We start from the raw sequence: 14,097 nt of genomic DNA, 5'->3' as shown, positions 1-14,097 counted from the left end.
AAAAAAAATGGATATTGAAAAAGTTATTTCGATAAAGTGCAAATAACAGTAGGGTGCTATGATTGAGTTGATTAGAATTTCCGACGTTGCGGCTTTTGGTTCCACACCTGAGGAACTTAGCAGTCTTTCTAGAATTAATTTTATTTTTGGCTCTAATGGTTCGGGAAAAACAACGATAAGTCGTATTATTGCTAATGAAGAAGAATATGGATCTTGCTCAGTATTATGGAAGGCAGGAACAAAGCTTCAGCCTATGGTCTATAATTCCGATTTTGTTGATCGTAATTTCGTTCAATTGAGTGAAATGAAAGGGGTTTTTACTCTAGGTGAAGAACAGGCAGAAGTTTTATCTCAGATAGAAAATAAGAAAGGTGAGATTGATACATTAAGAAGAAAGAATATAAGACTTTCCGAAGAATTGAATGGAAATGAAGATTCCAATGGAATGATTAAAGACATGACGATCATTGAATCCAAATTTAAAGATGATTGTTGGGAAATGAAGAAAAAGTATGATGATTCGTTTGGTACCGCATTTATAGGATATCGAAATTCTGCAGATAGATTTCGCGATAAAGTTTTAATTGAAGATTCATCTAATAAATCAACTCTTCTTGATCTAAGTGAATTGCTAAAGAAAGCGGAAAATGTTTTCAGTGAAGAGTCTCTACCGGAAGACAAGGTTATTGAGATCGACGGAAATTCTCTTGTAAAGCACGAAAGCAATGCCATCTTATCAAAACGTATCATAGGTAAGGATGATGTAGATATAGCAGCAATGATTAAAAAGTTAGGGAATAGTGATTGGGTTCGAGCTGGCCTTAATTATTTCGAACTTAATAATAGTGTTTGCCCCTTTTGTCAACGGACTACAGAAGAGTCATTTACTAAAAGTTTGACTGAATACTTTGACGAAACTTTTATTAAAGATACCAAAGGAATTCAAGATTTAGCTTTCCGTTACTCTGCTGATGCAGACCTTTTACAACAGTCAATCAATCAAATTATCGCTAACCCATCTCGTTTTTTGGATCTCGAGAAATTGAAATTTCAAAGTGATTTATTAAATACAAAAATAGTCATAAATAATCAGAGGATCACTGAGAAAGTTAAGGAACCTAGTCAGATTGTAGTGTTAGAGCCTCTCGAGAGTATTTTGGAAGTTTTCAATACTTTAATTTCAACAGTGAATTTGGAAATTAATAATTACAATCAAGTCATTGCAAATATTTCAATAGAAAAAGATAAACTTATCGGAGAAGTTTGGTGTTTAGTTCTTTCTGAGTTAAAGGATATTCTTGATTCTTATAAAAAGAAAAAGCATGAACTTCAAAAGGCCATTTCAAATATTCAAGATAAGATTCATGAAAATGATAGAGAGATTGGAACTAAATCTCAGCAATTGCGTGACTTAGAAATGAGGATGACTACTATTCAGCCAACTATTGACGGAATTAACGATTTGCTTTTGAAATTTGGTTTTCAAAATTTCAAGCTCGATAAGTCAGATGCCGGTAATTTCTATAAATTGATCCGATCGAATGGCGCAAATGCGAAAGATACGCTCAGTGAAGGCGAGAAGACATTTGTATGCTTTTTGTACTTTTATTATTTGTTAAAAGGTAGTGAATCGGAAAGTGGCATGATAACGGATCGTATTGTCGTATTCGATGATCCTATTTCAAGTTTAGATAGTGAAGTTCTTTTTATTGTTAGCTCATTGATTAAGAAATTATTTGAAGAGGTGAGATCGGAAGCTGGAATTATTAAGCAGATATTTGTCCTTACTCATAATGTCTATTTTCAAAAGGAGGTAGCTTTTAATCCTAAGAGACGAACTCGAGGAGTAAATGATGAATCCTTTTGGATCATTAGAAAACTAGAAAATACTCAAAAACTTCAAAAACATACAAGCAATCCGATAAAAACATCTTATGAATTGCTATGGTCTGAGATACGAAATCCGAGTAGATCGAATCTTACAATTCAGAATACTTTACGAAGAATTTTAGAAAACTATTTTAAGATATTGGGAGGTATAGATCCTGATCGAATATGTGATATGTTTGAAGGTCGGGATAAACTGATTTGCAAGTCGCTTTTTTCTTGGGTTCATGATGGATCTCATTTTGCACAGGACGATCTTTATGTAGCAATTGACGATATCCAGATTGAGAATTATCTACAAGTTTTTCGCGAAATTTTTAACAGGTCTGGACACGAAGCCCACTATAATATGATGATGGGCAATGATAGTAATTAAGCTTAGGCTAAATAAGCTAAGAGCGCATACGATAGGTACATAATGCTAACTAAAATGAAACTTGAAAAATTTATTTCGAATTTTCAATAATATTAATTTCGCTTTCGGTCAGTCCGTAAATTTGATAAACAATTTGATCTATTTCTCTAGAAAGTGATTGTATGCGAATTTTATTATTCTGCAATGTGTTTGTGTCTTTGTTGAGTTTTAAAATGGAATCTGTTAATTGACTTAGAGCTACCGAGGCCTCTTTCGTTAAATTTGGATACGGAATATTCCTTAGGCCCTTTATTCGAATCTGTGGAGTCCCTCCTTTACCGTGTTCAATAATATTTTTATTCCAAGCATAGAATGATATTAATTTAGAATTTAATATAGCTAATACTTCTTTTAAATCTACGCTTTTAAAATTTGGTCCGTCTCCTTTTGAAATGGAAAACAGACTATAATCTAAATAAAGTTCTTTTTCATAGAAAGTTGCCACTATAGACTCTCCAGCCTGACGAACTATTATCTTTGGATTCAGGAAGACTGAAATATCACCAAGGCCGCCAACCTTACCCTGTTTGTTTTGTTTCGCAATTTCCTTCTTATTATTACTTTTATTAATGGAATGAATTATATTTTTATCATATTTTATATACGAATTAATTTGAGGTATGCAATATTTGTGCGTAATCGAGTCGCCGCCTTCAGCAAGAGGTTTTGCGTCATTTGCATTTCGTGTGGTCAGAAATGTGGATTTTTTCCCCGCGAAATTTATAGACGTACGAATTAATTTATTTGGAAAAATCTCGCTTAGCTTTTTGGAATTATTTTCAATTTTCTTAATTATTGATTCTAATGAGTCTTTCTTACTCTTTCGATTGTTAAAGTCGGTAAAGAATGAAATAAAACTCGATTGCTGTTCATATCTTGGGCTTTTATCAAGTAGAGTTTTTTTAATTCTAATTTTTTTATTACTATTTAACCCCTTTTGATAATTGATAATTATTTGGCCAGATCCGACTTCTCCCCACCCTTCAATATCAGTAACTATTTCACTAATTGAAGCTGTATTCACTAAATATTGACGAATATCTTTGTAAGGCTCTTTGATAATATTTAAATCAACGATAAATGAGCATAATCCTCTGTCTTTCAAAAGGTGAATCGATCTTTCAAAGAAGAACATTACCGTATTGAATTTTCCTTTAATTTGATTTTTATCAATAATTCGATTGGATTCTGATATGAATTCATAATGTTCTTTATAATAGATTTCTTCCTTTTTTAACATTTCTTGTTTAAATCGGGCGTAGTAGCTTAAATATGGAGGATTTCCCACAATGCAATCAAATCCTCCAGCAGCTTTTACCTGTGGAAATAGCACAGAGTAATTCATCGGTCTAACGTTATCTGGGTTTTCAAAATAGTTAAATAGATTTTTGTTTAACTTACGATTCACTGTATCTTCAATTATTTGAATCTGACTATACAGTTTTTCCTTCTCACTATCATCGTATTTTTCATGATGGTATTGCTCAGTGAGTTTCGTTAGTTCGGCAAGATCTCGAAAATGTTGATTTCGAAACAATTCCATTTGCGAGCTATTGCCTTCTCCGAAGATTAGGCTGTTTCCGCAGCGAATGTTTAGCTTAAGGTTTGGCAAAAGTTTTCTTCCGGTCAATGAAGTTCTTGCACTTCCTTCTAACGCTTTTACTAATAAATTTAATTTTGCGATTTCGACAGCCCTTTCGTCCAGGTCTATGCCGTAGATATTATTTTGAAGAATTTTCTTTCTAACTTCAAAATGATATAGTCCGATAGGACTAATCCTTTCATGGTGTTTTAGAAATTCATCAAATACGCGAATAAGAAATGAACCGGAACCACATGCGGGGTCTAAAACTTTTACCTGGCTAATTTCATGCAAAGTTTTACATTTACTTAATACTATCCCGACCGTGTTTTCAACTATATAATTTACAATAAAATCAGGAGTGTAATAAATTCCATGCGAACCCTTAATTTGTGTTTTCTTTTTGTCAATAATTTCTCCTTTTCGGCCTGATTGGAGAAGCTCTCCCAGGTAGTTTTCATAGACCTCTCCTAAGACATGAACGGTCAGTTTGCTAAAATCTGTATTAGAAAGTTCAATTATTACTGGCCTAAGAACGCTATCTTCTATCTCTATTAGATCGCAATCTGATTGAGAAAATAACTCAGAATTGAACTTTTCATCCATATCAAGGAAAATGGTTCTTAATTCTTGATATAACTTTTCTTTACTATGAACTATTGCATGTAACCGATCTTGCGTAATTATATTGTTATCAGCACAATAATCGATGAAAATAAGCCGATCCAATATTTGTTGTGTCATTAAATCGATTTTACTCAATTCAAAGGAGTGGGAATAGTTTTTTGAAATATAATTCCGAATATTACTTCTCCATTTCTTTAAATCTTGGAAAAATTTTTCTTTAATTTCATCTTGCTTTGGATAATAAACTGGATCATCATCAATGCGACCTTTACTTCGCACAAGTTTATCCTTAGAGATAAGTTCGAGGAAACGTATTCCCTCATCCGATAATAGGTCGACATAGTCTTCTTTATTTATTCCGGGCCAGAGTAGTTCATGAAATGCAAATTTCTTATTCAAATATAATCTGTTTTGATAGACTGAATAAATTCGCCATTCTACAAAATTAGTTAATATTCCCCAATGAATTCCTTCAGCTCTACAGTAGCCCAAAAGCTGTTCAATGAATGTTTTACTTTTATATCGGGAGTCTAAAGATTCACTTTTTTTGGCATCTTTTGATTCGATAACTAATAGAGTATTCCCTGAATCATTTAGTAATAGTATATCAGGTATTTTACCAGTTTTTACTTCTTGGCCTTTGTTAATTCGAATATTACCGACTCTGTATCCTAATATCTCTAAAAGTCTAGAAGTGAATAAAGTTTGAATATGTTCTTCTGAACTTTTCCATGTATTTTCATTTTCAAAGTCCCATACTAACTTTCTTATTTTACTTTTAAAATCCATAGGCAGTCGTATGTATGAAATCCTTTCAAAAAATATAATGTCAATTGAAAATACAGAATAATCTAATAATGAACGAAATTTCGATTGCTTAGCAAATAGTTAATACGAAGCGTTTAAAAATGAATTCAAAAGAATGGTAACAGGAGCTGAGATGATCAAAATCGTAGATGTAATATTAAATAAGCCTTTCAATTATATTGATTTAGGCGAGTTGATGGAATTTAGATAAAAGAAGATCTTTATAATGAGATATACTATGACAAAATGTTGCTCATTTAAACAGTCAAAAATCAAATAAATCCTTCGGTTTAACTTTTAATCTTTTAGAAATACGAAACAAAGTATTTACATTCGGATTAGTTCGACCATTCTATATTTCTTGAATCGTTCTGAAACGAACAGCCAAATCTCCTTCATCCATATCTTCCTGAGTTAATCGGGTGCCGATTCTAAGTGACCTCAAGTAAGATAACTTTACTTATTTAAATTACTTTTTGTAGTCACTTTCTTATATAGTGTCTTCTTGCGGGCTCTTTTTTTGGGTGGATGATTACTCAGCTTTTCTAAATCAAACAGTTCCATTGCATTGACCTTTAGCTTTCTACAAATCTTGTAGATTGTTCGGAGATTTATACTAGATCTTCCCGCTTCAATATTCTGTATCGTTCGATAAGGAATTCCATCATCGCCAGAATCTAGATCTTCCTGAGAAAGGTTCCTTTCAATCCGCAATTCCTTTAATCTAAGACCGACTTTTCGGCGAAAGGTAGTGAAATCCACATATAGAAGAATAATTCCAATTTGACTTATAAAACACACTATATAAAGTGCGATAAAATTAACTATATTCGCTCCAGATCTATTTTAGGATCTTAAACTAGGAGGCGTTCAATGACGAACTGTCTAAATTGCAAGAAGAGTAGGTTTCTCGTTCGATTAACTCTTTTTCTTTGTTTTTCCTTTTATGACTGCAATCTTCTCAACGAAGCAGGGTTAGCTGATGATCGACTAAAGGGATCTGAAGTAAAGCAAAGGATCCAAGATGCAGTAAATACATACGTCGCTGTAGCCGCTTCTTATGATCCTTCAGTCCTTACCGCCAGTAATGCTCTATTAAATGCTCAAGCTTCGAGTCTTGCAGGTATCAATTCCGGTGACTACTATCACAAATCAGATGTGGATAAATGTATCAGTGAAATTCAGACCTGGGGGTATCTGATTAGATCTCCTGGCTTCATTGCAATGATTCAGTGCCATTTAAAACCTTCTAGTCCAATTTATTAGAAAAAAATCCTTTCGTAAAAAGAACTGGGAGGAATGACAGGTTTCGAGGGTATTGGAATGCAGAAGATAATATTAGGTTTAATTAAAGTAGTAATTGTTTTTGGAATCTTTGGTTGTTTGCCTTATCAGAAAAAGAGAACTCTTATTTCACAGACAGAAGTAAGTAGGAATGCGGATTTTGATTCAAAGTCCGAATATTCTATTGAGTATAAGTTAACCGAAAGCGGTCTGCAGTTTTCCTTTACTGAGAACAAGACTAACTTCGACAAAGTAGCTTATGATAGAACTTACAATGTTCAAAGGACCGGTGCTGACTTCGATAGTGATGTTTGCGGTGAAAGAAAGAATTATTCCAAATGTTTGGTTGAAGGTCCGTTTACAATCATGGGTATTGGAATCATTTTTACTCTTCCTATACTTATCTATGATTGGGCTACTTATCCGATTTACCGACTTAAAACCTATGATGAAACAAAGAGAGAGACAGAAAGGTCTCCGAAGAGTGCTGTAAAAATTGAAAATACTCCTGCCGCAGTTACCTTAGTGAATAAAGGATTGAATTTCGCAAAGAGCTATATATTCAAAAATGGAAAAGTCACAGTTCCAATCTCTGATCTCGATATGTTCAAGCTAACAAAGAGCGCGGAGGTTCAGCATTACTGGAATGATCGTCCTGTATATAAATCCGAGCAAAGTTCCTATTTCTATTTTGTAACCGACCTGCAGAATAACAATTTGATCCCAGCAGCCTGGATTGAAGGCGAAAAGATCTATTCCGCGAGTGCATATAAAAGGATCAACAATGCTTGGATGAAGAAGAAAGAATCAGAGTGTAAAGCTTCTTTCGATTATTCTATTTTACGTGAGAGTATAAATCATATTTCAGATGAAGGTAATTATACCAATGAATTGGTTGCTCAAGGTCTAGTAAATTCTGCATGTAAGAAGTTTGACGGAACAGATTCTTATTCCCCTTGTGTTTACAATTTCTCCTCCTGTATTCCTATTATTCGCAGTTCTTTAAATAATGAATTTGGTATTAAGAAGTGAGTATTCTTTAATTAATTACAAAGGATCTTCAGGATATAAATTATAGTGCAAATTTCTGTTCAAATTATTTAGAAAATTCTTTTATTATTATTCTCTTGCGCGGATTTTTGGCCATGGATACTTCTCGCTTTCTAAACCAGAATTTATTGCCAGGGGCTAAACTTAATGTAATTGGTGGTTCATTGCCTACTGAAGTAAGAGAAATTGAAATAGAATACGACGAAAATTATCGTATAAAATTTAAATTAACTTGTAACGCTGAATCCCGGGATGATGTGAATCGAATTACTGCCGGCCTCCTTGATGATAATCGAAAATCTAAAAAGAACTCAATTTTTGCTCTCACAAGTGGAAACCTCTTTATTGCAGTAATTAGAGATTATTACATTCAGGAGGTAAGTTTTAAAGGTAACGATGTAATAGCCACCGGTGAAGTTATTACAATTAATTTTAGGCGTCGCAAGAGTGAGGTCACTAATCATTATAATTATTGGTATTTAAATGGTGATCGCCATTTTCCATTTAATCGCTTTCAGATCATCGAATCTAGAAAGATTACTACAATTCGCGTTGGCGAAAATAAAAGCATAAGATTAAAGGATTTTTCTGGTCCTTCTTTTTCTAGAAACCATATTCAATTTAAATATTTAATTTGGAGAATTGAATTATGTTATTCAATAAGCGATGATAAATCGCCCATTCCAATATCAATTATTCGATTCTATGGTGAAAGCCCACCGCCTCAAAAAGTAGTAGATGCAACAGCTTCTCTTTATTCTTTTTTGTGCGGGAAAGAATTACTTAATAACGGATATAGCTTTTTAGATAAAAATCTTGAGCCGACGAAGACCTTGCATAGAAATTCTATTCGAAGTAATCTTAAGGAAATTATAGAAAAAATACACATCTATCCAATTCCAATCGAATTAAGAAGAATAGATAAGAGCGGAATAAAAATTGAAGAGTTATTTGAATCTTTATTAGAGGTATTTGTTTTAAAATTTGATTCGTTGCCGATTCATGAAGCGATTTGGCTTATTAATCAATCTCATTATTTACCTCTCGATATACAAATGCAACCCCTTGCGACAGCATTTGATCTTTTGAAGAACGCTTGGTTTAAGAATGAAGCAAATTCTAAATTTTCTTTTCATGTTGAACCTGATGAATATTTAGAACTACTTGGACAAGAGTTTGGTGCAATTAAGGATCGACTAAGCGCTGTTCCTTCTGGAGCCAAATTGATTTCGAAAATAGAAGGAGTGAATGCTTTATCTAATAACGAAAAGAATTTAATCTTTTTAAATGAAATCGGGCTGGAATTCGATATAGTCGAAAAGGAGGTTATTAGAGAAAGAAATTCTGTCGTGCATGGATCATTAAAGCCTAAAAACTATACAAAACTAAGTAATCGAACATTGGCTTTTAGAACTTTGTTAAATAGAATTATATTAAAACTTCTCTTTTATTCAGGAGAATATATAGATTATTCGTGGGATAATGGTTCTCGAATGAAATTTTATTCTTTGCCAATAGTTAGTCCGATGCAACGAGATAGAACAAAAAAGAAAATTTAAAATAGACTTTCGTAATTCAATTTGACTAATCTAAAAATACTGGCTTCTCAGAAAAAACGCTTTCGTATATTACAAATGAAGAAAATGAAATTCCTAGTTCTTAGGAGTTCAAATGAGTATTAATTACGAGGAGTTGAAAGAAAGAGCTCCATCTGTTTTTTCGGATTCCCATTACGGGCAAACAAGCGAAAGATATTTGCATATTAAAACCTCTGATGTCATCTCACTCTTTCAAGAGAAAGGGTGGGAGATTCAAACTGCCTCAGAGAAGAATGTCAGGGTAGAAGATCGGAGAGGTTTTCAGAAGCACCTTGTGATCTTAAAACACAATGACTACAAAATTGAGGACGAAGGAAACCTAAATGTAGTAATCCGTAATTCCCACGATCAAACAAACTCACTCGAATTATTCTACGGCTTTATGAGAGTCGTTTGTGGTAATCAGTTAATGGTCCGAAACCTGGGGACTGGCGGTCATTCAATCTTTCGACACTACAAGAAGAATCGAGAACCGATTCAAACTAAGATTAATCAAGTTTTGAATGGGTTTGATGGTTTTGTCGAAGAGATTAGATTTCTAAAAGCTAAGGAACTTTCTCCCGACAAGGTAAAACTATTCGTAAAGAACGCTGTAGATCTTCGTTTCGGATCTGACTTTGTTGGAGACCAGGAAAGTATTGAAAACTCAGTCCTAAGAGTTCGCCGCACCGAAGACCAGGGATTTGATTCTTGGAAGGTCCTAAATCGAGTCCAGGAAACTTTTGTCAAAGGTCTTGGTCGATATATAGTTCCTTCCGTCGGTCAAAGAAAAATAAAGAGTCTCACGAGCATTGATAGGTTAGTCTCTTTCAATAATGATCTCTGGCAGTTGGCAAAAAAAATATAAGTCGGATCAATGTTTTTGAAAAAAAATCTTAAAAATGCAAAAAATTTATCAAAATTTCATTCTTTCTATAAAACTCTATTATAATTGAAAGTTTTGAAAAATCCTGAATATTTATAAAAAAAATCTAAAATTGTGAAAAAAAGTTTAATCCGATTTTAATTTTTTTTCGAGGTTGGTTTGACTATTTTATAAACAAGGTGCAACCATTGATATATCTAAATAAGTTAATTAATGATTATATAATAAGAAAATCGTGTGCTGGTTTCTTGTTTTTTACTTTAGTTAATGTATAGAAATATATTTGGAGAAATCTGTAAAGATGAATAACCAGTCAGATGGTATTGGAGAAAAGGAAATATTAATAGGAGTAGTTCAGTCAGCCTTAAAACAAATTCCGAATCTCTTGTCGGACGAAAAAGGGCTTTGGTCAAAATATCGAACGATAGCAAGCACCCTGGCGGATAAGTTAAGCGCAGAAGATATCGCTAAATTAATGAAAGAGAAGATATCCGGTTCCAATAGTTTCAATTTAGGTGAAATTTTGAGAACAAGAAAGTTCGGGGAAATTAAAACATTCTTCAAGATAGCAAAAGAATACGGTTGGGTAGATCCAAATTTTCAAAAGTTTAATGGTCGTTTAGAAATTCCAGTATACTTAAGCAAATTATATGAGCCTTCCATTTTTGAAAAAAATTACGTATCCGAATATTTGTCAGATTCAAGATATCTTAGCAAAGTCAATATTCTGCAATCAGCTCATGGGACTGGTAAGACTGAGGCATTCTGTCATTTGTTTAAAGGCGAGAAAGTCATATATATTGCCCATAGAGTAGGTCTCATTGATCAAATATGTTTCAGGTTTAATAACGGGGGTATCCCAATTCGCAATTACAACAAATTAGGAGATGAAAGATTAAATAACGTAAGGGATAGTATTGCGATTTGTGTGAATTCGATTCACAAGATTGATCCGGGATATTTCCGAGACGCGGTCGTGATAATTGATGAGGTTGACCAGGTTGTTGCTCAAATATTTAAGGAAACAATGCGAAAACAATGGAGGGACGTAATATATACAATTTCGAATTTAATCGAGAATTGCAAATATGCAGTTTTTTCATCCGCTGACATTTTACCGAGCACTGTACATTTTATTCAGTCGATTGCTTCTAAGGAAGATATTAGGTACTTTTTCAACCGGAAGACAAAGTATTCAAAGCGACAATTGGTTTGCCATAAAAGTTTAAAGTCGATCTTGTCGCAAATAGAAAGAGATATTCAGAACGGATTCCGAGTATCAGTATGTGGGCATTCAAAGACCTTTCTGCAGGACCTTGAATTTAAAATTAGAGAGAAATATCCTGATAAGAAAATATTAACAATTAACGAAGAAACGAAAGAGGGAAAGCTCCAACAAGAAGTGTTATTATATGCCCGAGACATCAGTAATTTTGATGTGGTATTATATACATCTGTAATTGGCTCCGGAGTAGATTTTCAGTTCTGGTTCGCAAACAACATGTACCTAATTGCGAATACAGACAAAACTCTCGATGTATGGGAGACCTTTCAACTATGCAATCGATTTAGGAAATACGAAAATTTACATGTGTTTACGAAAAACTATGATGCCCCACCTGGTATAAAACAGTTTAGAACCAAAGAGGACTTGAAAAGATCATATAACGAAAAAGCTAAAGTTCAAATTGAAATGACTCAATTTATGGAAGCTGGTGGGGATATAACTTCGGATTTCGATATTACAGCATGGGATATTGCTCGGGAGATGGTCGTTTCGGAGAGTGAAATTTCAAGAAAGTATCTTGGATACTTCTTCAAATTGTACTGCTATGAGCGTAATTTTATAATTACGGAAATAGACAACCGGATAGATGGTTCTCATATAGCTACGTTGGACCAAACATTTGTAAAAGAAAGACAAACAGAGGAATCTTTTGGGCTAATAGTAGCACCAGAGATTCAATTTAAGGAGGCTCTTGCTTTAAAATCTAAAGGTAATATTTCGGTCAATGAAGCATTAGGTTTAAAAAGCTATCAGATCAAAAGTATTATTGGGTTTGATGGAAGCTGGGATAGCAAAAGAAACTTTGACTATGCATGCGTCTCGTTTTCGTCTACTAAGAAACTTTACGAATGCCTTAAAGAATACTTCATATTCCGTATGAATACAAGTGAGGCTCTAGGTTATATTAAAAGTACAGTAAAGATCGCGAATTTCATAGAAGAAGGCATACCCGGAAGGAGCCAGTTTTATGATTTAATCTATTCGCCTCTTAAGGAGCTAAATAAGTTTAAATATTTCACTGCCCTTGAAATTGCAAAGTTTGGATTCATCCTATACAGCAATAAAGATCAAGTAAGAGAATATTTCGGAATTGAAATTACGCATTCTAATCGCCAATTATTTGTAAATACGCTGAATAGTATTTTGAAAAAATTTGGAACTTCCCTATTGGTTAAGAAAATAGAAGGTGTAGAGCACTATAAATTTAAGCGAAAAGACTTAGCTTTTCTTGAAAGATGTTTTATCCGTTGGAAGGGTAAGCTTCCCGATTTTTTCAATAAGAAGTTAATGCTACTCTAAGAGTTCAAGAAAGCTCCAGATTCAGTTAAAAGGACTGGAGCTTTTTCAAATTATGATGCTAATTCGATATTTTCGCCGAATATGAGCATTTTCTTCCGCTGAAGAATCATTTTTCGCCTTAGTTCTTCGAGAAGTGAAGGTCCGAATTTAATTTGATGCTCAATGAGAAGAGCATCGGAATATAAGTCTAAGATTTCCTTTCTTACTCTTTGCATCTTTCCTTTAACTTCAAAAGGCTTTGTCGCTTGCGCTTCGATCTCTTCCAATCGTTTAGCGAAAACGTTTCCTAATCCAATAGATCTTATCTCAGAGAGAGTATTTAGAGCTTTGTCCGCCCATTTAGAGGGGGACTTTTTATTTTTGTAGTAAGATACTAATTCGTCCCGCAAATTTCCAGAGTTTGGTTTGAAGTCGAATTTAAGTAGTTTTTTAAAAGCTTTCTCAATGTTATCGTAGTAGACCTTCTGAAAAATTAAATTGTAGGGGTAACCAAAATACTCTGCCATATCATCTTCAGAGCTTACTTGAGGTATGGCTTTCGAAATTAATTTTGAAACTTTCGCCTTCCTCTTTATAGTTAGTTCGATACGGGCAAAATTCTTATTCAATCCGATACCATGCCGATTGAATACTTCGTTCGTCTTGTCGTAGGTTTTAATCTTCGACTGCCTGTTTCCTAAATACACAGTATCCGCATAACTAAAGAGCTTCATCCGAGGCAAAATCATTGTTCTAAAGAGTCCGTAGTATTTGGGATATGGATGCTCTAATTGAATATTGGAGAAAATTTCAATTGTAGCTAGGTGAATTTCATCGCTGCTTTTAAAGGAAATTCCATTTTCCTCAGCGATACTTATAAAATCGTTCAAAGGTAAGAGTCGTCCTACCGGAGTATAAGAGGAAAGATTGATTCCATTGAATAAGCGCGAGTACGAAAACCAGAAATATACTAAATCCTGCTTAACAGTATGCTGCATTCGGCGGTAGGCTATCCCGCTATTACCTAATCTGGCTATTGGGGTCTCGACTTTCTGATCTGGTGGAGTATTTAGTCCCCAAGCTCCCGACCCATGTTTAATATTACCGTAAGGAGTGAAAAAGCAGACCCGATCAATCCCCAAGAAGTCTTCAATGTATTGTAAGTTGTAGTTCGTCATTTCTGAGTTAGTGGATTCCTTTCAAATTTTTTTATAAAGTCAGTTTCTCCGTAAAATCGAGTTCGAGGCAAAAACGCCTAGAATTTATACTTTTTAACTCGTAACTCAACAATTTCCGAATTCTCAGGAAGAGTATTAAGAAAAAGTGAATTATAAATTACTTATATAACAAATGTTATTTTAAAGTGATAACTTTTTTTGAAAAAAGTTCCGATTTCCCAAATTTCGGTGAAACTTC

The 14,097-nt window shown here is 33.8% G+C and carries 9 protein-coding genes; 6 read left to right on the top strand and 3 right to left on the bottom strand.

Annotated features, from left to right (window positions below; translation table 11 throughout):
* The first annotated feature begins 58 nt into the window (after positions 1 to 58).
* A complete protein-coding gene (locus B1C82_RS19220; protein ID WP_008590176.1) occupies positions 59 to 2,263 on the top strand; it encodes an AAA family ATPase in 2,205 nt (734 codons plus the stop codon).
* A gap of 70 nt (positions 2,264 to 2,333) precedes the next feature.
* Here the strand turns inward: B1C82_RS19220 and B1C82_RS19215 are convergent, their stop codons facing one another.
* Positions 2,334 to 5,300: an Eco57I restriction-modification methylase domain-containing protein gene (locus tag B1C82_RS19215; RefSeq protein WP_008591331.1), complete on the bottom strand. Its 2,967-nt coding sequence runs from the start codon at positions 5,298 to 5,300 to the stop codon at positions 2,334 to 2,336.
* A 474-nt stretch (positions 5,301 to 5,774) separates the two neighbouring features.
* On the bottom strand, positions 5,775 to 6,080 hold the full coding sequence (locus B1C82_RS19205; RefSeq protein WP_010514637.1) for a helix-turn-helix transcriptional regulator: 306 nt from the start codon (positions 6,078 to 6,080) through the stop codon (positions 5,775 to 5,777).
* 111 nt (positions 6,081 to 6,191) lie between these two features.
* Here B1C82_RS19205 and B1C82_RS19200 point away from each other — a divergent pair, with 111 nt between their 5' ends.
* The 5 genes from B1C82_RS19200 (at position 6,192) to B1C82_RS19180 (ending at position 12,702) form a co-directional block, all read left to right on the top strand.
* On the top strand, positions 6,192 to 6,584 hold the full coding sequence (locus B1C82_RS19200; protein WP_010514636.1) for a TIGR04452 family lipoprotein: 393 nt from the start codon (positions 6,192 to 6,194) through the stop codon (positions 6,582 to 6,584).
* Between the two features lie 57 nt (positions 6,585 to 6,641).
* A complete protein-coding gene (locus tag B1C82_RS19195; protein WP_234008354.1) occupies positions 6,642 to 7,634 on the top strand; it encodes a hypothetical protein in 993 nt (330 codons plus the stop codon).
* A 113-nt stretch (positions 7,635 to 7,747) separates the two neighbouring features.
* The gene (locus tag B1C82_RS19190; protein WP_008589756.1) at positions 7,748 to 9,211 is read left to right on the top strand and encodes a hypothetical protein; all 1,464 of its coding nucleotides are present in this window, start codon (positions 7,748 to 7,750) and stop codon (positions 9,209 to 9,211) included.
* Positions 9,212 to 9,323: 112 nt separating this feature from the next.
* On the top strand, positions 9,324 to 10,097 hold the full coding sequence (locus tag B1C82_RS19185; protein WP_008590676.1) for a DUF932 domain-containing protein: 774 nt from the start codon (positions 9,324 to 9,326) through the stop codon (positions 10,095 to 10,097).
* Positions 10,098 to 10,416: 319 nt separating this feature from the next.
* Entirely contained in the window at positions 10,417 to 12,702 is a 2,286-nt protein-coding gene (locus tag B1C82_RS19180) for a plasmid replication protein, CyRepA1 family (protein WP_008590377.1), read from the top strand.
* Between the two features lie 50 nt (positions 12,703 to 12,752).
* Here B1C82_RS19180 and B1C82_RS19175 read toward each other — a convergent pair whose 3' ends face one another.
* Positions 12,753 to 13,859 carry a hypothetical protein gene (locus B1C82_RS19175; protein WP_008591729.1) on the bottom strand — a complete coding sequence of 369 codons (1,107 nt, stop codon included), beginning with the start codon at positions 13,857 to 13,859 and terminating at the stop codon, positions 12,753 to 12,755.
* Between the last annotated feature and the right edge of the window lie 238 nt (positions 13,860 to 14,097).

The sequence above is a fragment of the Leptospira venezuelensis genome, from assembly GCF_002150035.1.
Classification (GTDB): Bacteria; Spirochaetota; Leptospiria; order Leptospirales; family Leptospiraceae; genus Leptospira_B; species Leptospira_B venezuelensis.
This window is presented reverse-complemented; position numbering and strand designations above follow the sequence as displayed.